The 20,018-nt window shown below is 69.8% G+C and carries 19 protein-coding genes; 12 read left to right on the forward strand and 7 right to left on the reverse strand.

The genetic code is table 11. The features are described from left to right. Nucleotides 1-135: 135 nt before the first annotated feature. Both ACZ37P_RS09765 and ACZ37P_RS09770 read right to left on the reverse strand, forming a co-directional pair. Nucleotides 136-339: a cold-shock protein gene (locus ACZ37P_RS09765; protein ID WP_311297653.1), complete on the reverse strand. Its 204-nt coding sequence runs from the start codon at nucleotides 337-339 to the stop codon at nucleotides 136-138. Nucleotides 340-721: 382 nt separating this feature from the next. Further along, nucleotides 722-1,162, reverse strand: a complete 441-nt coding sequence (locus ACZ37P_RS09770; protein WP_355342716.1) for a hypothetical protein — start codon at nucleotides 1,160-1,162, stop codon at nucleotides 722-724. An 852-nt stretch (nucleotides 1,163-2,014) separates the two neighbouring features. Here ACZ37P_RS09770 and ACZ37P_RS09775 point away from each other — a divergent pair. The 4 genes from ACZ37P_RS09775 (at nucleotide 2,015) to ACZ37P_RS09790 (ending at nucleotide 3,887) form a co-directional block, all read left to right on the forward strand. Further along, the gene (locus ACZ37P_RS09775; RefSeq protein WP_467345885.1) at nucleotides 2,015-2,455 is read left to right on the forward strand and encodes a hypothetical protein; all 441 of its coding nucleotides are present in this window, start codon (nucleotides 2,015-2,017) and stop codon (nucleotides 2,453-2,455) included. 242 nt (nucleotides 2,456-2,697) lie between these two features. Beyond that, a complete protein-coding gene (locus ACZ37P_RS09780; RefSeq protein ID WP_467345886.1) occupies nucleotides 2,698-3,378 on the forward strand; it encodes a hypothetical protein in 681 nt (226 codons plus the stop codon). 24 nt (nucleotides 3,379-3,402) lie between these two features. Continuing rightward, complete coding sequence (locus tag ACZ37P_RS09785) at nucleotides 3,403-3,540, forward strand: hypothetical protein (RefSeq protein WP_467345888.1); 138 nt, start codon at nucleotides 3,403-3,405, stop codon at nucleotides 3,538-3,540. A 47-nt stretch (nucleotides 3,541-3,587) separates the two neighbouring features. Continuing rightward, the gene (locus tag ACZ37P_RS09790; protein WP_391046191.1) at nucleotides 3,588-3,887 is read left to right on the forward strand and encodes a hypothetical protein; all 300 of its coding nucleotides are present in this window, start codon (nucleotides 3,588-3,590) and stop codon (nucleotides 3,885-3,887) included. 15 nt (nucleotides 3,888-3,902) lie between these two features. Here ACZ37P_RS09790 and ACZ37P_RS09795 read toward each other — a convergent pair. Beyond that, a protein-coding gene (locus ACZ37P_RS09795) for an IS5 family transposase (RefSeq protein ID WP_467345891.1) occupies nucleotides 3,903-4,846 on the reverse strand; the annotation gives its coding sequence in 2 pieces (ribosomal slippage) (nucleotides 3,903-4,588 and nucleotides 4,588-4,846; 945 coding nt in all). A gap of 894 nt (nucleotides 4,847-5,740) precedes the next feature. Here ACZ37P_RS09795 and ACZ37P_RS09800 point away from each other — a divergent pair. After that, the gene (locus ACZ37P_RS09800) at nucleotides 5,741-6,352 is read left to right on the forward strand and encodes a hypothetical protein (protein WP_467345893.1); all 612 of its coding nucleotides are present in this window, start codon (nucleotides 5,741-5,743) and stop codon (nucleotides 6,350-6,352) included. Nucleotides 6,353-6,547: 195 nt separating this feature from the next. Here the strand turns inward: ACZ37P_RS09800 and ACZ37P_RS09805 are convergent, their stop codons facing one another. Then, complete coding sequence (locus ACZ37P_RS09805; protein WP_467345894.1) at nucleotides 6,548-7,375, reverse strand: class I SAM-dependent methyltransferase; 828 nt, start codon at nucleotides 7,373-7,375, stop codon at nucleotides 6,548-6,550. A 289-nt stretch (nucleotides 7,376-7,664) separates the two neighbouring features. Between ACZ37P_RS09805 and ACZ37P_RS09810 the strand changes: the two genes are divergently transcribed. Continuing rightward, the gene (locus tag ACZ37P_RS09810) at nucleotides 7,665-9,191 is read left to right on the forward strand and encodes a multicopper oxidase family protein (protein ID WP_467345895.1); all 1,527 of its coding nucleotides are present in this window, start codon (nucleotides 7,665-7,667) and stop codon (nucleotides 9,189-9,191) included. A 1,042-nt stretch (nucleotides 9,192-10,233) separates the two neighbouring features. Here the strand turns inward: ACZ37P_RS09810 and ACZ37P_RS09815 are convergent. The 3 genes from ACZ37P_RS09815 to ACZ37P_RS09825 all read right to left on the reverse strand — a co-directional run bounded on the left by ACZ37P_RS09815 (nucleotide 10,234) and on the right by ACZ37P_RS09825 (nucleotide 12,865). After that, nucleotides 10,234-10,563, reverse strand: coding sequence for a hypothetical protein (locus ACZ37P_RS09815; RefSeq protein WP_391162957.1), 330 nt, complete (start codon nucleotides 10,561-10,563; stop codon nucleotides 10,234-10,236). A 983-nt stretch (nucleotides 10,564-11,546) separates the two neighbouring features. After that, nucleotides 11,547-11,714 (reverse strand): hypothetical protein, encoded by a 168-nt coding sequence (locus ACZ37P_RS09820; RefSeq protein ID WP_391162959.1) that lies wholly within the window; start codon nucleotides 11,712-11,714, stop codon nucleotides 11,547-11,549. An 884-nt stretch (nucleotides 11,715-12,598) separates the two neighbouring features. After that, complete coding sequence (locus ACZ37P_RS09825) at nucleotides 12,599-12,865, reverse strand: hypothetical protein (RefSeq protein ID WP_402711541.1); 267 nt, start codon at nucleotides 12,863-12,865, stop codon at nucleotides 12,599-12,601. 255 nt (nucleotides 12,866-13,120) lie between these two features. On the opposite strand from ACZ37P_RS09825, the gene ACZ37P_RS09830 reads away from it, so the two are divergent. From ACZ37P_RS09830 to ACZ37P_RS09855, 6 genes are all read left to right on the forward strand, one after another. Beyond that, nucleotides 13,121-13,975, forward strand: coding sequence for an STAS domain-containing protein (locus ACZ37P_RS09830; protein WP_355342695.1), 855 nt, complete (start codon nucleotides 13,121-13,123; stop codon nucleotides 13,973-13,975). Continuing rightward, complete coding sequence (locus ACZ37P_RS09835; protein ID WP_355342692.1) at nucleotides 13,972-14,376, forward strand: STAS domain-containing protein; 405 nt, start codon at nucleotides 13,972-13,974, stop codon at nucleotides 14,374-14,376. Before ACZ37P_RS09830 ends, ACZ37P_RS09835 begins: the two co-directional genes overlap by 4 nt. Next, nucleotides 14,373-14,786 carry an anti-sigma regulatory factor gene (locus tag ACZ37P_RS09840; protein ID WP_355342689.1) on the forward strand — a complete coding sequence of 138 codons (414 nt, stop codon included), beginning with the start codon at nucleotides 14,373-14,375 and terminating at the stop codon, nucleotides 14,784-14,786. The genes ACZ37P_RS09835 and ACZ37P_RS09840 overlap by 4 nt, the downstream gene beginning before the upstream one ends. Further along, nucleotides 14,783-16,123, forward strand: coding sequence for an ATP-binding protein (locus tag ACZ37P_RS09845; protein WP_467345898.1), 1,341 nt, complete (start codon nucleotides 14,783-14,785; stop codon nucleotides 16,121-16,123). The genes ACZ37P_RS09840 and ACZ37P_RS09845 overlap by 4 nt, the downstream gene beginning before the upstream one ends. An 8-nt stretch (nucleotides 16,124-16,131) precedes the next feature. Next, nucleotides 16,132-17,511, forward strand: coding sequence for a PP2C family protein-serine/threonine phosphatase (locus tag ACZ37P_RS09850; protein ID WP_355342683.1), 1,380 nt, complete (start codon nucleotides 16,132-16,134; stop codon nucleotides 17,509-17,511). A gap of 324 nt (nucleotides 17,512-17,835) precedes the next feature. After that, nucleotides 17,836-19,797 (forward strand): hypothetical protein, encoded by a 1,962-nt coding sequence (locus ACZ37P_RS09855; protein ID WP_467345900.1) that lies wholly within the window; start codon nucleotides 17,836-17,838, stop codon nucleotides 19,795-19,797. Nucleotides 19,798-20,018: the final 221 nt, after the last annotated feature.

Consider the following 20,018-nt stretch of genomic DNA (forward strand, 5'->3'; position numbering starts at 1 on the left):
GGCCGCCCCAGCCGGACTGGTCGGAGCCGTCACCGGCGTAGGAGGCCGCCGCGGGGGGGGGGGGGGCCGGCCCCCCCCCCCCCCCCCCCCCCCCCCCCCCCCCCCCCCCCCCCGGCCTACTGCTACGCGTGAGCGTCAGGCGGGAACGATGTTCTCGGCCTGCGGGCCCTTCTGGCCCTGCGTGACGTCGAACGAAACCTTCTGGCCCTCCTGCAGCTCGCGGAAGCCGGAAGCGGAGATGTTCGAGTAGTGAGCGAACACGTCAGCGCCGCCACCGTCCTGCTCGATGAAGCCGAAACCCTTTTCCGCGTTGAACCACTTCACGGTGCCAGTAGCCATGTCATATCTCCTTCGGGGCAGTGCCCGGAGCCCGCACTGTGCGGCCTCCGCGTCGCCGCGAGGTTGCCCCATCCGGAATGCACCGGAAATACAAAAGTGCTTCCACCGCTTACAGCGGTGAAGGCACTTGAAGTCTTTGGGAACCACAACTGCAACTGGGGAAACCATAGCATGCCACCAGCGGTAATGCTGGATCTCCGATTACTGGCCGCTAAAGGCACGAAATGCTGCGGTCGGTCTGCTGGTATTTCTGTGCCGGCGGTGTCAGATATTCCACCTGGGCTTTGACAGGGTCGGCGGACAGGATGCCGGGGGAGGCGGTCACCGACCGGCCCCTCGCGCGCAGGCGGGCGACGCGTGCGGGGGCTGGCGAACTGCCCGGTCAGCGGCGGCCGGTGGCCAGGATGACGAGGAACTGGCCGCCGCCCGGCTCGATTTCGGCGGTCACCGGCAGTCCGGGAACCAGTCGGGAGAACCGGTCCACCAGCCAATCCGCGGCCTCCTGGGCGTCCCGCCGGGTCGGACAACGGCCCACCATCTCGCGGCCCCCCTTGCGCTCCAGTCTTCCGGCAACGGTAATCAGCGGCGCGGGTTCGACCACGTACAGGCGGTCCGGCCAAGCGATGACCACCTCGACCGCGCCCTTGCGGGTGTTGCAGCCGCGGTGCGCCAGTCGCTCGGCGACCTTGGCCTTCCGGTCGGCGGTCCGGCTGTCCACGCTGGGCCCCCGCGGGTCGTTCACCGACATCTCGGGGTCGACCGGTTCGTCGCACACCCAGCACCGCCAGCCGTCGCGCTCGGCCACATCATCAAGGAGGCTCACCCGGGTAAGCTACCGCGCCCAGCCGGTACCCCGCGCACCTGGGCCGCGGCGGGCGAGGGTCCAGCCGCCAGCCGGGCAAGGCGACTCTCCGTAGCCAGGAGACCGACGAAAACCCACCTGTAATCTCCAATCAGCCGCGATGTCAGGCTGCCAATAAACGACCGCGTTCATAGCCGGTCACACGGAGAATGTGAACGCAACAGGCATTGAGCCGTACGCGCGTATCGCCAGTTCATCCCGGTCGGTCTGGAATTCCCGGGCGCTGCCGGAGGCGTCGTGACGGTCGGCGCGCCCCCTCCGTTTCCTCCGCCTGTCATCCCTCCTCCACCACGTCCCCGAGCCGCCATCCCGAGACCGCCCCTGACCACCCGTCAGCCGGAACATCCGCAGGCCACACCCCGTGCCCGTGCTCCGCTGGGGGGCAGGGCAGGTGCATCGCCTGACTCGCCGCAGGTTCGGGCGCTCGAACCGTTACCACATCCGAGCCGGTACCACCTCGCGGCATCCGGGGGCGTGGGATCTTCCGTTGCTGATCTTCCGTTCACGCTCGCTCTGCGCGACGAAGAGGCCATCCGTCGGGAACTGGAAGCTTTCCCAGCCGCCGTAAGTCCGCGAGTTCTGTGGCGGTGTCCGGATTCGTGGTCACCTGTTTGACCGGTCCGGCAGGCGTGGGCACGGGAGGAGCCGCCTACTGGGGATGGGTGCGTGGTGCCGGGCCCGTTTTACGAGCCGGCTTCCGGGACCCGCGGAGATCTGTTCGCACGAAGGGATGTTCCTGTGCCAAGTCAACTCACGCGTGGCAAGCGGCTTGCACTGTGCGCTGCCGTAGGAGCGGTTGTGGCGGCGGGGGGTGTGGCTGCTCTGGGCTACGGTACGGCCGCAGCGGTTCCGCAGGCAGCGGCGCGGCACACCGCATCGCCGAACCCCTGCACAGCCCAGGACCATCTGCTCACCATCGCCGTTACCACGGATGCCAAGAACGTCGCTGTCGGCGACCGCCTGTGGGACAGCCATGCCCGCTTCGTCAGGAGCACTCATCAGTCCTTCCTGGTCGCCTATGGCCTTGCGAAGGGTCCGGAGCGGGCCGACCCGCTGGACCCGGCCTCGGCGCTGACGGGTCGGACGGTGTACGTCCTCAACGAGTGCTACCGGACCAGCGCCGACATCAGCAGGCACTGGAAGATCACCTCCACGCGGTGGCCCGAGTTCCAGGCAGTCCTCAACTGGATGCACACCCCGGGCACGCAGGTGGTGACCCTGCACGACGGGCAGGTCAGAAACTCCCTCTGGTAGTCCGCAGCCCGACGGCAGTCGGGCGTGCAGGGCTGGTCGGCGCGGCGCCTGACTCTAGCTGTCGGCAGTCGACGGCCGGTTCGTCCACGTCAGCGATGCTGGGGCCTTCGGGCGGCGCCCGCTCCGGCGTCTCGCGGCCTTCGGCCGTGGCGGCGCGCAGCCCTGGGGGGCGGTATTCCTGAGGCTGCGGATTCTCGGCGACGGGGCCTCCGGGCAGGGTGAATGGGCCGTTTCCGTTGGTCGTGTCCCACGAAGATCAGGACGGCGGTCCAGTGGACCGGCGGTCGCCAGTTCTCGTATCGGGCGCATGCCAGTGGGGCGACCGGACCGGCGTCCACCACGTCCTCAGCCGCGCCGAGGAGCTCGCCGAACGGCACGATGTTCCCGACACCATGACGCCGTGCGTCTCGCTGTCCCCCTACGGCCTGACCCGTACCCGCGCCAGCGCCGCGACCGCCCACCTGGCCCTCGGCGACAGCTCGCAAGCCCTTTTCCGCGCCGGGCAATTCGCCGAGGTTCCGGCAGACCCGTGGAGCCGCGCACTCGTCAGCCTCGACGCCGCCACTGCCTACCTGGCCGTACGGGACGTAGAACGCGCGATGGAACTGTGGGCCGCCGCCATCCGGCAGCCCGCCGGACCGCCGATCCCGTCCGTCGTCACACGCGCCCACGAACTCGCAGCCCGCGCCACCGCCCGCTGGGCAGAACTGCCCTCGGTCCAGGACGACACCGAGATCCTCAGAGCCTGGTCCGCGACCCCTGCTGTCGCCGGCTTCGCAACACCTGCCACCATGATCGCAAAGCCGGTCGAGGGAGGGACATCGGCACGTGTGGACCGGCCCGGACAAGCGGCCGTTTCCCGCCGACCCGCCGACCCGCCGCCCGACCTCGACAGTACGGCATCGGTGACCGCACACGACTAGGCCGCGTTCACCGATGTGGAGGTCATGACCAACCACTGGGACGGGCCGGGCTGGACCGAAGCGACACGCGCCTACTACTGGCTCGTGCACTTCACCGATGCCCCGGACCTAGGAGCTGTCCGGCCGATCATTGATGGCGTGCGTGCGGCTGCTGCTGCATGAGATCGAAGTCGATTGCTGGGCGCCTGTTGCTGCGCGACCATCGTCGGATGAGTATGGATGAAGGTCGAAAGCTGACGCGGGTCGTGCAGACGTGTTCTGGCTGCCCATCGCAGTGGGATGCCTGGACGGCGGACGGCCACTACCTGTATCTCCGATACCGGCATGGCGAGGGCAGCGTCGAGTGGCACCCCGGCCCTGACTTTGATGACAGTCCGGAGTCTTGGAACGAGGGTCGCTCGGGGCTCCTGACCGAATGGGACGACGGCACCGGCAGCGGCGTCATCAGCCTTGAGGACTTCATGACGGCAGCCGGCCTAGTACTTGCGCCGGCAGCTTTGGTGGGTTGATGTCATGACACGCGGTCAGGTGCGGAGCCTGATGACAAGGGCGGCTGGCGTGACGGTGCCGAGGAAGACGTAGCCGCGCTTGTGGTAGCGGGTCGCGACAGCGCGGAAGTTCTTCAGCTTGTTGATGGCCCTCTCGACAGTGTTGCGGCTCTTGTACCGCTCCTTGTCGAAGCCGGGTGGCTGTCCGCCTCGCGATCCCCTGCACAGGCTGGCAGCCTGGCTGTCGGTCTTCTCCGGGATCGTGTGCCGGATGCCGCGCCGCCGCAGGTACTGACGGCAAGGACCGCTGCTGTAGGCCTTGTCGGCTGCGGCGCTGTCGGGCTTCTTGCGGTGTGGGCCCGACCCGAGCCGCGGAACCCGGATCTTCTCCAGCACTGGAATGAACGGGGTGCAGTCGGCCCGCTGCCCCGGCGTGACGATCAGGGACAACGGACGGCAGAAGCCGTCCGCGCTCAAGTGGATTTTGCTGGTGAAGCCGCCGCACGAGCGCCCCAAGCTCTCGCCTCCCGCACCACCTCCGCCGGGCGGCCGACGAGGCTCTGCCACGGAGTTTCGTCCTGGTGTTCCAGGGCCCCCGTCCCCCTTTGAGTCGGCAAGACCCGGCGGCGGGTCGGTGCGGGCGCCGGCCGCGTGCTGGTGCGCGCGCACGATGGTGGAGTCCACCGAGACGGCCCAGTCGATCTCGCCCACCGCGTCAGCTGCGGCTGGACCTGCCGCATCAGGCGTTCCCAGGTACCGTCGGCCGACCACAGCCGATGGCAGTCGTAGACGGTCTTCCACGGCTCGAACCGCTCCGGCAGATCGCGCCAGTGCACCCCGGTCCGCACCCGGTACAAAACCCCGTCGATCACTTGCCGGTGATCACGCCACCGCCAGCACCGACCGTTGCTCACCGGCAAGAACGGCCGCAGCCGTTCCCCCTCGGCATCCGACAGATCGCCGCGTTCTCCCCGCCCCATAGCGGGAACAACGAGCAGATCAGGAGACGGTCACATGATCGGCCGGACAGCTCCTAGCAGACCAGGCAGAGCGCAGCCGGACCGTCCTCACCGGTCTGGGGCTTCGACGCCATCGACCGTACCGGCTCTCGGCCGCATCGGACTGGCCCACGACGTCACCGAACACCAACTCGCCCGTCTCGTTGACCTGGCCGGACACCACCTGCCGTCGGCGGCTACCGTGCACGCCATCCCCATGACAGGCTCCCGCGGCGCCGTCCGATACAGCCTCGCACCTTGGACCCCCGTCCGTCGGCTCCACTCCCACCTCGACACGTCGACTCGCGCCGCGGGGCTGCCCGGCCTACACCCCACCCCGGCGCTGCGCCCCGACATCGGCATCGCCTACTCCAACCGAGTACAGCCCGCCGCTGCATGGAGTTCCACGCGGGCACGGCGGGCACGGACAGTGCCTACTACGTCCAGCCCCTTGGTGCTGGACCGAGTCTCGCGACCACCCTGAACAACGCATTGCGTGCTGGGCGTTGGAACACGGCGGCGACGTTCGACTGTCAGATGCCGCCGGGTGGGGCAGGCCGGAAAGAGGACGTCTTGTGAGGTGCGGGCCCAGGTTGCCGGGGAGCAACCAAAGTCCACACGCGGTGCGCGGTAGTGAGCGATGGAGGACTTCGCGATCTGGTGATCAAGGAGTCGCAGGTTCACATCCTGTCGTCCCGACGGTGCACGAAGGGCCCGCCGACCAGGTCAGCGCAACTTCACCCTGGACCAAGATCGTCTCAACCGGCGGTGAGCCCGCGCGGCCCGGGGCTGCCGGTGAACTACCAGCGCAATAAGGTGAGTTGAGCCTCCGGGCAGTACCCTGTGGTGCTTTGCGGCGACCACAGGGAGATCACGATGCACTACCGGAATCCCCGTTTCGAGCACTGGCCGGTCTACGAGGACATCACCGACACCTACTACCGGCACGGCCGCTTCTTCTACGGCGAGGACCGGGACGGCCACCTGCGGGTGGGGCGCGTCGTGGCCTTCTACCGGTACCTGCATCCCATCAACACCTCTGCCGTAGAGCCGGTCGTGCGCTTCGTCGGCACCGACGGGGTGGAGGGCGAGCCCGAGTACGTCTCGCTGGGTGAGGTGACCGAGCGCTGGTGGATCGGCCGGACCGCCGAGGACGTCGAACAGGCGTGGCGGGCGGCATCCACGACCGGGGAGTGGCCGCAGCCGCAGACCGGCGGGCCGGGACAGCACCCCGCGGCACCCTTCTACGTTGATCCGGCGCACTACCTGCTGTACTACGCGGCCCGTGACGACGACCGGTCCTACCTCGGCCGGGTCGTCGGGTGGGATCCGCCGCTGGATCCCAATGAGCTTCCCACGCCGATCGTGCGCCTCTACCAGCCGGACGGCAGCCTGGACGAGGAGGGCCAGTACGAGGGGCTGAACCTGCCGGTCGGCGGTTACGTCGCAGGGACGCTGGATGCAGCCCGGGACTACCTCGAAAAGTAGCGCTAACGGGTGCCCCATGCCCTGCCGCGCGAGGGGAGGCGCGGCGGGGCGCTGTCGAGCCGCTGTTCGCGGGAAACGCCTGGGCCCGCTGCCATTCGGGGGAGCGTGCCCAGTCGTGGCGATGCGGAATCTCCACGCCCACGGCCGAGTCCACGGCCGAGTCCACGGCCGATCCGCGCGCACGGCGCGGGTGGCTCACTCGGCGCGCTGGCCGACACGAAGGACGCTCAGATAGCGGCGTGCTGCTCGGTCGCCCATCCGCGTGCGGACGCGCTCGGCTACCGCGTCGAGCAGGGGCTCACGGATGTCGCGGTCGAGCCTCCGGTACAGCGACAACGAGCGGAGGTGATCGGCAAAGCCGTCTCCGTCGAACCATTGCACGGTCGGGTACCAGCGCACGATCGGTGGGCCGAACAGTCCTCCGGGATCGTCGACCAGGCCCCAGCCCTGGTCGGTGGCGCGCACGTCGTCCTCCAGGGGAGGACGACGCCAGTCGGGGTTCCCGGGGCAGAGCTGCTCGTGGAGATCGGCGGTCTCGGCGTAGAGCTCCTGCTCTCCCGGCCGGCGGACGACGACGTGGCCGAGCACCGCCATCCAGCCTCCGGGACGGAGCACGTCGTGCGCCCGTTGCCAGCCGATCGACGGGTCGACCCAGTGCCACGACGACGCGGCCACGAGAGCGTCGAAGCGTCGGCCGCGGTCGTCCCACTCCTCGAACGTCGACGTCTCGACTTCGACGTTGCCGAAGGACGCGATCCGTTGGCGAGCGAGCGCGGCCATGTCCGCGCCCGGCTCGACGGCGGTCACTGAGCCGCCGAGTGCTGCCAGCGAGCGCGTCGCCTGACCGGTGCCGCAGCCCACTTCCAGCACCGACGACCTGTCGTCCGTGCCGGTGACGGCGACAAGGTCCGCGAACAGTTCGTCGGGGTAGCCCGGCCGGACCCGGTCGTAGAGCTCCGGCACCTCGTTGAACACCCGGCCGAGGTCGCGCGGATTCGGGCGCATCTCCGGAGTATCGGTCATGGGCGTACAAGCTATGAGGTTCGTCCACGGGGACGCCACTGGTTTAACGGCGGCTCCTCGACAGCAGCCGTGTCGGTCCTCTCTGTCTGCCCTGCGCGACGGCCCCGCAGCGGTCGCGGCGGTGTGGGACAGGTGGAAGGCCGGGGCGAGGTGCGGCGGGTCGGCGCCGACGGCCAGAGCTTCCCGGAGTGACGCGGCGCATCAAGGGTCAGGCGTGTCGTGCTTGTAGGCATTTGCGCATTTCGCGATGCTTGACGCGACATTGGTCGGCATCGTGTGGAGGCGTTTCATGGGTTCATCACGTGGTGTCAGCCGGCGTGCGCTGCTGGCGTCGGCCCCGGCGCTGGCGACGGGGGCGCTGCTCGCGCCCCGGGCCGCAGCCGCGCCCGCGCCGTTCCCGCAGCCGCCGGTCATCCGCTCCAAGGGCGGCGTCCTGTCGACCTCTCTGCGGGTCGCGTTCACCCGCGGCGTGCTGCCCGGCGTCGGCAACGTCAACCTCCGGCTCTACAACGGGCATGTGAACGGGCCGACACTTCGGCTGCGCCCGGGCGACGTCCTCGACCTGGAGCACGTCAACGACCTGCCGCCCAACCCCGACCAGACCTCCCACGCCGACCACAACGTCCCGCACAAGTTCAACTCGATCAATGTTCACACTCATGGCCTGCACGTCTCGCCGACGGGGAACGCGGACAACGTCTTCCGCGAGTTCACCCCCTACGACCCGCGCAACGGCCTGAACACGCGCAGCTACCGCAGCCGGATCGAGATTCCCGCGGATCACGAGGGCGGCACGTTCTGGTACCACCCCCACGTACACGGAGCAGCCGCCGTCCAGTTGTCCAGCGGGCTGATGGGCGCCCTGATCGTCGAGGGGGCCATCGACCAGGTCCCACAGGTGGCCGCCGCGAGCGACCTGGTGATGTGCGTCGGCGAACTGAAGCTCGCCCGGGGCCAGGTACCCGACCTGCACGCCGAGGACGATCTCAGCTCGGTTCCCTCGACCTTCGTGGTGAACGGGAACTACCGGCCGCAGGTGCGGCTGCGCGTGGGCGAGGTACAGCGCTGGCGCCTGGTCAACGCCTCCGCGTTCACCGTCCTGCCGATCGAGGTGGAGGGGCACACCCTGCACCAGATCGCCATGGACGGCATCGCCTTCACCCGGCCCGTGGAGCGCGAGCGCGTCACCCTGGCGATGGGCAACCGCGCGGACGTCATGATCCGCGCACAGCGCCCGGGCAACTACCGGATCATGGCCGGGGACACCCTGCTGGCCACCATGACCGTGCAGTCGGGACCCGGCGTACGGATGGATCTGCCCACCGAGCTGCCCGGCCCCGCGCCGTTCATCGACCCGGCCGAGGTGACCCGGCGCCGGGCCCTGACCTTCCACAGCGACATGGACGCCTTCCCCAGACAGGCGTTCACCCACGCCTTCCGCATCACCGGTGACGGCGCGACCCCCGCCACCCGCGACGCGGCTGACCCGTCGGATCCGACCTACGGGCGATTCGACCCCTCCTACGTCAACCACACGCTGCGGCTCGGCGACACCGAGGAATGGACGCTCACCAACGACTCCGCCAGCCACGCCAATCACCCCTTCCACCTGCACACCAACCACTTCCTGGTCACCGCCGTCGACGGCCGCGCACTCGACACACCCGTCTGGCAGGACACCGTCGCCATCAACAAGTCCGGCTCGGTGACCCTCCGCGTCCGCTTCAAGGACTTTCCCGGCCGGGCCCTGGTGCACTGCCATCACCTCCAGCACGAAGACCGCGGCATGATGCAACTCATCGAATACGTCTCCTGACCAGGGCGGGGACCAAGTCTGCTTCTCGACGCCCGGCCGGCCCTCCTCGGTCGTCCCTGCCCCGGAGACCGGCCGTCGAGCCGCTCTTCACCGCAGGCCAGCGGACCGAGGGCGATCCGGAGACCCTGACCGTGCTGGACGCCGCCTACGCCGCCCGTCGGTGCCCGCCACCAGCTGGTCGGGGCAGCGGGCAGCGGCGAGGACCGCGTCGTGCTGCCGTCCAGGGAGCTGGGGCAGACCCCCGGGACGCGGGATCCTCCACGGGCGGGCGGTGCTCGCTCTTCCACTGTTCGTACGCCTGCCTGCCCGCGTCAGTCATCTGATGGGAGCCGCTACCGGGTTGGCGTCCGGTGATCTGGTTGTCGGCCTGGAGCCAGGGCCAGGGCGGCGGGGTGTCCGGTGACGGTGCCGTTGTCATGGGCGGCGACGACCGGCGGAGTCGCAGTGGTTGGTGGTGCACGGCGTCGGGCGCGTATGCGGGTGAGGGGGCGAGGGCGCGGCGGCGGGTACCGATTTAGTGACCAACTGCGCGCCCTGACCGAGGCGATGACCGGCGCTGAGGACGACGACACCGCAGCCGCCCTGACCGACCAGGCTGTCCAGGGCATCCTGTCGGCCCTGGCCGGGTGCCTCCAGGCAGCCCACCGGCAGGCGCTCGCCCCCCAGTGCCCGACCAGGATCCGCGACTGCCTGCCCGGCAGGCAGTCGACGGTTCGTCGGGCACCGGCTACAACCCCGACGTTGGCGGCGGCGTGAACTACGCCAACGCCAGCCCCGCAGGGAGATGATGCCGCCCGCCCGAACGTGCGCCTCCGGGGCCGGACCCCCGTGTCCGGCCCCGTGTTTCTGCCGGGCGGCGCCTTCCTCAACTGACGGCGTCAACCTCTGCCCGGCTATTCACCGACGTTGTGAGGACTTCCGGACCACGGCACATCAGCCCTATCCCGCAGACACCGCTTGGACCTTCCGCAGCCTCGACATCCCGCATGAAGGCAGCGTTCCCCTCTCCTTGCGCCGAGAGACCAACGGCGATCGCGGCGGCTCACGATGAGGGTGCGCCCGCCTGTTCAGGAGCGGGCCAGAAGTCGACGGTCCATTCCTCGGTGACGTCGGCGGGTGGACGGGTGGGCATGTCGCCGGTGTGGGACTTGCTGGGGTTTCCGCGTCGGTATGCCTTGATCTCGTACGGTCCGGTGGGTACCGGGATGCTGTCACCGGTGCTCCCTCCGAGGAGGTGCCTGACGGAGATGGTTCCGGTCGGGAATTGGACGGTGAAGGTGGGGGATTCGTCCCAGGTGCCTTCCGGCGGCTGTGGCGGAGAGTCCCAGTGGCGGAGCCGGACGAGGGGGTAGAAGTCGTTTCCGTCGGACATGAGGATGATGCCGTGGCGTCCGGCCTGGGCCCGGTCAGTCCCGTTCGCGGAGGGTGCGTCGCTGCCCGGTTGCGGGCACTCCGCGTCCGATACGACGACTGACCGGTACTGGACGAGAGGCCGTGTGTCGACGCTGGCTCGGGGTGTGTTCGTCATGAGTGGCGGTTGTCCTCGGCGGTGTTCCGGCGTATGCGCGGGCGGCCGGGCCGGCGCCGGGCTCCTGCGCCTTCGGTGTGGTCGTGGACGGTCAGCTCATCGAGGCCATTGCGTTCGAGCCGCCGTCCCCATGACGGTTGACGGCCCGTCAACGCGATGGCCAGAGGCATCGTATCCGCCGGGGGAGAAGAGGGGCTGGCCGTCGAGGGATCAGCGGCCGGTCCGAGGCCGTCCATCCACCGCCGCCGTAGACGGTTCGGGTCCCGATCGCGCCTGCGGTGTGGCCCTTGTTCGTGAGGTCGCCGACGCTGACGAGGGGGCGGTACGGCAGGGCGGGGTCGGGGACGGCCAGCAGATGCTTCGGGGTGACCCGGGGCACCGATCGTTCCGCAGCCCCTGCCCGGATAGACGTACACCTGATCGCTGGCTACCGCGAATAATGGGCGCTGGAACACGTTAGATCCGCCAGTATTCTTCACCCGGTCGTGCGCGGCCCGCCCGCGGCTGTCTCGGGCCCTGGCTGCGACGGGCGCCGCGCCGTGCTGGCCACGCAGCCACCACTCAGCACGCAGGGGTGGGCCGTCCGCCCACGGCCGACCTGCAGAACCGATCCGCTGGCCGGTGCGGCCGGGCGTCTGCGGCCTCGGCGCCGAGCGCCAGCAGGAACGGCAGATCCCGCCCCGCACTGACCGCCTTGCCAGTCGGCACCTTTCTGCTCCTTACGGATGCCCAGTGCGCCATGGCGGCGGCTTGACGAGATTCTCCCTAGTGAGATCGCACCTCTCACCGCCGAATACGTCCTGTCTCGCGCTGCCAGCCCAGCAGATTCATTCACGCCGCAGGCCGCGTAGGATGAGATAGGCCAGCGTTCCGGCGGCAGCGAGCGTAACGATTCCCATGCAGATGAATGCCGCTCCGCCTGCGCCCTTCTCGTTACTCCCCTGGATGATAAGAAATGCGGCGGCGATGAACGTGATGATGATGAAGATCACCATTCTCCGCGCCATATTCGGACCTGATTCACCCATTCCAAACCTCTCCTGTGCGGTGTATATCGAACGGTCTACCATGGATTAATCTGACGGCATCAGGTGAACCGAGTTCGAGTGTCGCGGTTAGCTCGCAGGGTGCAGTTACCGCCGACGAAACGATGGGGGGTTCTGGGCGGCGGCCCATCTGGTAGTTGTGGTCGTATCGTTCCCATGCCAGTTTCCGGTACCGACTTCAGGACGGGGGGCGGCCGCGTACGAGCACGGAGCGCGCTAGTGTTCACGTTTCCTGGCAGAGGTCGCCGAAGACATTCCGATGACCACGATCATGACACCGAGCGTGCAAAGGAGCTGCTCCCAACGCGCCCAGGGCGTCGTCCAAACGAGAATCATGGACATGGTGATCACTAGCGCAAGCACAAACCAGATAGCGAATCCGACGACACGGTTTCTGCTGATCGGAACTCTCCTCTCCGTGCTGCTCGGTGTTTCCTGCCGGTAGGAAGCACCGAGCAGGTGATGCCTTAGAAAGCGGGCAAGAACGGAGCGAGTAGGCCCCGGCGGCGCTGGCCTCCAGGTAGCCCTCGGGATTGAGTCCGAGGGAAGCGGCTGTTCCGCCACTACAGCTCCTGTCCACGGGCCAGCAGTGACCGAACCGGCCAGGACGGTGGTGGGGTCGTGGTCGATGTAGGCGGTGCAGGCGTGGAGTTGACCTGTTCGATGACGGGCTGGCCGTTGCCGTTGGGGCGGCCGTTGTCCCGGTGGCGGTGGTGCGGGTGCCGCGTATGCCGTAGCCGTACGTGGTCCCACCCCCCCCGAAGTCGCCACTGACGTCAGCCGGTTGCCCGGGTCGTATGCGTAGGTCGTCGCTTTCCCCGAGAGGTTGTCCCTTAGACCACTGGAGCAGGCTGCGGGTCGTCGGGGGTGGCGCTGGTGCTGTTGCCCGGGTCGGTGGAGGTGGCGACGGTGCCGTCGGTGTTGTAAGTGTCCTTGGCATTGGCGGCGGTGTTCTCGTCGCGCCCGCCGGTGCCGGTGTAGTGATAGGTGCTGGCGTTGGACCGGGAGTCGGTCGAGGAGGACGGCAGGTACTTGCTGGCGGAGGCGGTGTTGCCGTAGAGCGCAGACTGCGAGGCGCCGGTCGGCGAGGTCGTCTTCATCAGCGAGGGGAGTCGGCGACGCCGCCTCGTGCTCGGGGGGCGGGGCGTTTCGACTTCGGCGCCGTCGACCAGAAGGGTTTGACCCGGTTGGTGGGCTTGGCGTCTCTCGTGATCGTCGGTGGTACGGAGGGCGGAAGGGGCGTCGCTTCGCGGAGGAGCGGAGCGGCGGCGCCTCGGGGATCACCCGGCTGCCTCTCACCCGTATGGCTTAGAGTTCCGCGAGGATCGCTTGATCCCGTTGAGAGAGGATTCCCTGTGGCTGGCAAAGACATCGCTAAGCGCTTGATCGGTCTGCTGTCCGTCCGGGGTGAGGATCTGGCCGCCGAGTGGGCCGACAAGGTGACCGGTTCGCTCGGCGGACGAGTGAGCCGTTCCGAGGTCGAGCGGGAGCTCCGGGAGATCTACGCCGCGCTGCTGGCCGCGCTCGGCAGCGGGAGCGTGGACGGGCACGACGAGGCGTTCGGCGAGGTACGTGCGCTGCTGACCGAACTGTCGCGGAACCGGGCCATGCAGGGCTTCGCTCCCACCGAGACCGCCGTGAGCGTGTTCGCGCTCAGGGAGGTCCTGGCGCCGGCGCTGGAGGGCGAGGACAGCGACCCGCAGGCGTACCTGCAGTTCGCCGCGCTGCTGGACACGCTCGGGCTGTTCACCATCGAGGTCTACACCCGTACCCGCGAAGGGCTGATCGCGGCGCAGGCGGAGCAGTTGCTGGAGCTGTCCACCCCGGTCGTGAAGCTGTGGGACGGCGTGGTCGGCGTCCCCCTGGTCGGAACCCTGGACTCGGCGCGCACCATGGTGGTCATGGAGAAGATGCTCCAGGCACTGATCGACACCGGGTCGGAACAGGCGATCATCGACATCACCGGTGTGCCCGCCGTGGACACCGAGGTCGCCCAGCATCTGCTGAAGACCGTCGTGGCGGCCCGGCTCATGGGCGCCGAGTGCACGATCTCCGGCATCCGCCCGCAGATCGCCCAGACCATCGTGGCGCTGGGCATCGACTTCGGTGACATCGTCACCAAGGCCACGCTGGCTGACGCCCTGCGGCACGCGCTGCGCCGTTCCGGAGTCACGGTCTCCCGTACGGCACCGCAGGCCGGTGGCCGATGAGCGAGCAGGTACCCGTCCTGCGGATCGGGCAGGTACTTCTGGTCTCGATCCAGACCGACCTCGACGACCAGGCCGTGATGCGACTCCAGGACGACCTCGCCGCCGCGGTGGTGGACACCGGCGCGCACGGGGCGATCATCGACATCACCGCCGTGGAGATCGTCGACTCGTTCGTCGGCCGCATGCTGGCCACCATCGCCAACCTCGCCCGGCTGCTGGACGCCCAGACCGTCGTGGTGGGCATGCGCCCCGCCGTCGCGATCACCCTGGTCGAACTCGGCCTCTCGCTCGGCAACGTACGGACCGCGCTCACCTTGGACAAGGGCCTGCGCATGCTCGAACACGACCGCGTCGGGCACGGCTTCGAAAGCACCGTGCCGGACGCAGCGGCTGACGCATGAACGGCGCCTCCCGTACCCCGGAGGTACTGGAGATCACCGCCACCACCCAGGTCGTACAGGCCCGCCAGTTGGTGCGCGCGCTGGCACAGGAATGCCGGTTCTCCCTGGTGGAGCAGACCAAGCTGATCACCGCGGCCAGTGAACTGGCCCGCAACACCCTCATCCACGGCGGCGGGGGCACCATGACCGCACTGCTGGTGGAGCAGCACGGACGGCGCGGCGTGCGGCTCGTCTTCACCGACGACGGACCGGGCATCGCGGACATCGACCTGGCGATGACCGACGGCTGGACCTCGGACAGCGGAATGGGCCTGGGACTGCCCGGTTCCAAGCGGCTGGTCGACGACTTCGTACTGGAGACGACGCCCGGCGAAGGCACCACCGTCACCATCACCAAGTGGGTCCGATGACGACCCCCGGTTCCCCCGGGCTGGCCGACTGCGAGGACGTGGCCTGGTTCCGCGACCGGCTCGACGCCGCGCGTGGCGCGGCGGCGGCGCTCGGCCGCCGGATCGGCCTGGGCGATCAGCGCACCGCCGAGTTGGTCCTGGCCGTCTCGGAACTGGCGGCCAACATCACCAAGCACGCCGTCGACGGCTCCCTGCTGCTGCGGGTGCTGCGCAGCCACGCCGAGTCCGCGGGGAACGTGGTGGCAGGTGTGGAGGTGATCGCTGTCGACAGCGGTCCCGGCATGGCCGACGTCTCCGCCGCCCTGCGGGACGGGATGTCGACCGCGGGCACGCTGGGCATCGGCCTGGGCGCCGTACAGCGTCTCGCCGACACCTTCGACATCCACTCCCAACCGGGCGTCGGCACCGTCCAGTTGGCCCGCTTCTGGCCGCGCTCCGCGGCGCCCGCCACGGCCGGGGAACCCGCCGTCGGAGGCATCACCCGCCCGATCAGCGGCGAACAGTCCTGCGGCGACGCGTGGGCCGCGCGTATGGACGCGCGGACAACGGCGCCGCGCGGCCAAGCGCCGGCAGCCCCTGACCAGGCCGCCGGCGCACCGCCCAGTTGGTCGGACCTGACCAGCCCCCGTCCCACCGCGGTCAGCGCCGCGGACGCCGGCCTCCGGGCCGGTCCGTGGCCGGGTTCGGGCGGCCGACCGGCGTCGGCACACGGAGGCGACCGTCCGGCGTCGGCACACGGAGGCGGCCGTCCTGCGCCCGTGCACGGGGGCGGCCGTCCCGCGTCGGTGCGCGGAAGCGGACGTCCCGCGCCCGTGCGGGGCGCCGTGCCAGGGCCCGGCGAGGGCCTGCTCGTCATGTCCTGCGACGGACTGGGCCACGGCCCGCTGGCCGCGCTGGCCGCACAGGCGGCCGTCCAGGCGTTCCGCACCGGATCCGGTCATACGCCCGAGCAGGTGATGGAAGAAGTGCACCGCGCGCTACGCGGCACCCGCGGCGCCGCCGTGGCCATCGCCCGTCTCGAGCCCGACGGGCGGGTGCTGTTCTGCGGCGTCGGAAACATCACCGCGGTCCTGCTCACCCGGACCACCCGCACCACGTTGCTGTCCCACCCCGGCATCGTCGGCCACCAGACGCACCAACTGCGCACCCATGAATACCGCATGCCCGCACAGGGGGCGCTGGTGATGCACTCCGACGGGCTCAGCGAACGCTGGAAAGGCGCCGATCTGGCCGGGATGCTGCACCATCCGCCCGCGGTGATCGCCACGGGGCTGCTGCGCCTGGCCGCGACCCGCCGTGACGACGCCAGCGCAGTGATCGCCAAAGCGGCCCAGTGAGCCCGCCCGTGTCCGACCGCCTCAGCCCGACCCCGCTGCTGGTCACCCCCATCAGGACCGAGCGGGACGTGTTCGCGCTGCGCCGCCACGCCAAGACCATCACCGAGGCGGTCGGCCTGGACAGCCGCGACCAGGTACGTCTGGCCACCGCGGTGAGCGAACTGGGCCGGGACCTGCTCCGCCCCGCGGTGAGCGAACCGGGCCGGGACCTGCTCCGCCCGGCGCCGATGACCGCGGTCTTCAGCATGCGGCAGGAACCGCCCGTTCTCCTCACCGTGTTGCAGTGGGGCGACGACCGCGCCCCCAGCCGCGAGTCGCTGACGGCCGTCACCCGGCTGCTGCCCCAGACGCGTTACGAGACCGCCCCCGCCGCTCCCGCGCGGCCCCCGTCGGGCCCCGGCCGCGTCGAGATCGCCTGCCCGATCCCCGAACTCGCCGCCCGCGACCTGAGGATTGAGCAGGTCCGCTCGCTCCTCGCGTCCGCGAGCCCGGCCAGCGCGATCGACGACCTCCAGGCCCAGACCCGCGACCTGATCGCCTCACTCCAGGAAGCGCACGCCCAGCGCGACGAACTCGAACGGCTCAACGACGAACTGACCGAGACCAACGCCGGCGTCATGGCCATGTACGCGGAACTCTCCGTCGAGCACAAAGACGTCGTCGAGCGCTACAGCCAGGAACACGAGCTCGCCCTGGCTCTGCAGAGTACGTTCCTGCCCGCCACCCTCCCACAGGTCCCCGGCGCCGAACTCGCCGTGCGCTACCTGCCCTCCGCCACCACGGCCGAGATCGGCGGTGACTTCTACGAAGCCGTCGACACCTCCCGAGGGCTCCTCCTGGCAGTCGGTGACGTGGTCGGCCATTCCCTGCAAGCCGCCATGGTCATGGGCGAACTCCGCCACGCTCTACGCGCCTACGCCGCCCAGGACCACCCCCCGCACGTACTGCTGGAGCAGCTCGACCGCCTCCTGGGTCTTCATCGGCCCGGATGGACCGCCACCGTCTGCATCGCGCTGGTCGAGCCCGGCAACGCCTGCCTGCGTATCGCCAACGCGGGCCATCTCCCGCCGCTGCTCCTCCACCCCGACGGCACCTATCGCTACCTGACCGAACACGGCCCGCTGCTGGGCCTGGGCCTGCCCCATCCCCCCGCCACCGCGCACCCCGTCGAACCCGGCAGCCGACTCCTCATGATCACCGACGGGCTCATCGAGACCCGCGACAGCATCCTGGACAAACGCCTCGAACTCCTCGCCGCCACCGCCGCGGCCGGCCCCCAAGAACCCGACGCCCTGTGCTCGGAACTCCTCGACACCTTCGGCGCCGAGCCCGACGACGACATCATCGTCTTCACCACCCGCCTCACCCCGCCCCCAGCGGAGGGGTGAGTGTCGCCGTCGGCCGTGGTCCTGCCCGGGGCCGGGCCGGGCCGGGCCGCCGGGTGAGACCCGCCGCACCCCCGGCGATCGACGGTGTCGACGGCCCGTGCCGCCGACTTCGGCGATGACGTGGGGCGCCGTACAGGGTTGCCAGCACCCGGCATCGTGGTCCGTTGCTCCGTCCTGTCATCATGACCACGGCGCGGGAGTGGGGGCGTCGTGGTCCGCATGAGGGCATCCGCGCCATGTGCCTTCCACCGGTCCTGTGCCGCCTCGCTCCGATGTGCGCGAGCATGCCGGGCGCAAGAGCGCTCGCCTGAGACAGGAGCCGTAATGGCACTGAAGATACGCACACCGAAGACTGCCGCCGTGGCGCTCGCCGTCACCGTGGCCGCGGTCTCGTTGGGCACCGCCCTTCCCTCGGCCGCCGCCGGGTACACCGCTTCGGCGGGACCGTGGAGCGCGGCCGTCGCCCTGACCGGAGCGGACGGCCAGCAGACTCTCATCGATGTCCAGGTGGCCGGTGACGGCGCCGCGTTCGCGCTGTGGCGGGACAAGGCCGCCGGGGCCACCGGTTGGGACTTCCGGACCGCCGTACGGCCTGCCGGAACCACGACATGGAGTGCGCCGCACACCCTGGCGACCGGGCGTGCCGAGAATTCCGCGGCCGTCCTTGCCGTGAGCGCCGACGGACGGGCCGTGGTGTCCTGGCTGGACGGCAGTGGCGCGGACGGTTCGCTGGTCGCCCTGGCCGCGGGCTGGAACCCGGCCACGGCGGCCTGGTCCGCCCCGGCCACCCTCGCAGCCTGGGACGGCCTGGACATGTCCACGCCTCGCCTGGCCGCGGCGGCCGACGGCACCTTCACCGCCGTCTGGGACCAGGGCGACGGGTACCGTAACTACGATGTGAGAACCGCCGCCCTCGCCCCCGGCGACCAGGCGTGGTCCGCGCCCCGGACGCTGGCTTCCACCACGACCGGATCCCTCTGGAGCATCGACCTCGCGGTGGCCCCCGGCGGCGCCGCCACCGCGGTCTGGGATGAACTCAACCGTTTCACCGGCGAGCACACGGTCTCCACCGCCACCCGCACCTCGGCCCGGTCCAGTTGGAGCGGTGCCTCCGTGCTGCCCGGCACCGACGCCACGTCAAGCGACGTACAGGTGGCGATGGACGCCAAGAACGCCTCCACCGTGCTGTGGCGCAACGGCGCCAACGACCTCAAATCCGCCACCCGCACCGCTCCTTCGGGTAGTTGGAGCGCAGCTCAGACCGCCGTTTCCGCCATCAACTACAGCGACGGAAGCGAACCGTTGGCCGCGCCCAACGGTGACGTCACCTACGTGTGGACGGGCTGGAGCCCCACCGCCGGTGTCCCCATTGTGCAGACCGTGACCCGTACCGCGAGCACCGGGACCTGGTCGGCGCCGAAGACGCTGTCCACCGGCTACGTGAACTGGCGGGTGGACGCCTCCATCGGCGCTGACGGAACCGTGCAGGTCGTGTGGCCGCAGGTGCCGAGCATCGACAACGGCAACGACCACTACCTCGAGTGGGCGGTGCGCGCCGACGGCACCTGGAGCCAGGCCACCGCTTTGAACAGCACACCTGTCGTCGACGTCCCCAACACCGACGCCCTCGCAGGCGAGGTGGCTGCCGGACCGGACGGCCGGGCCACGGTGCTGTGGCGCAAGGCCGAGTACGTCGGCAGCGGCGGCTACACCTCCCAGGTGTGGTCCGAGGCGCAGACCCTGTTGATGGTCAAGCCACAGATCACCACCAACGCCGCGGTGAGCGGAACGGCCCGAACCGGCTCCACCCTCACCTGCTCCGCCGCCTGGAACGGCACCAACGCCAAGGCCGCCTTGGCCTGGCTGCGCGACGGCGCGGTCATCTCCGGTGCCACCGCCAAGACCCACGTCCTCACCTCTGCCGACTACGCCCACAAGGTGTCCTGCCGGGTCACGGTCAGCAACGGCGCGGGCTCCGTCGCTTCCACCTCGCCCGCGCGGAAGATCGAGGTCGGCCCCGCGCTGAAGACCACCACCGCGCCGTCGATCTCCGGCTCCGTCAAGGTCGGTCACAAGCTGACGGCTGCCCGCGGCACCTGGTCGCCGTCCGCCACTTCCTACACGTACCAGTGGAAGCGCAACGGCAAGACCATCAAGGGCGCGACCAAGTCCACCTACGCCCCGGTGAAGGCCGACCGCGGCCGGAAGATCACGGTCACGATCACGGCCCACCGCAGCGGCTGGACCAATGGCGCGGCCACCACAAAGCCCGTCACCGTGCGCTGACCCGACGCGGGCCGGTACCACCGGCCCGCGTCCGCCGGTCCGGAGCCCGGTCGACTCAGAGGTGGTGGGCCAGCCCCGAGTCGGCATGTCCAGGTGGGCGAACGCCGCGCGCGTCAGCGCCGGAGGCCGGGCGACGCCACGGCGGCGACCGGGACCGAAGGGTCGTTCTCCGCGCCCGGTCGCCTGCCTCGCTGACCCGCGGGGACGGTGTTCCGTGAGGC

Source organism: Streptomyces sp. NPDC024632 (genome assembly GCF_055559175.1).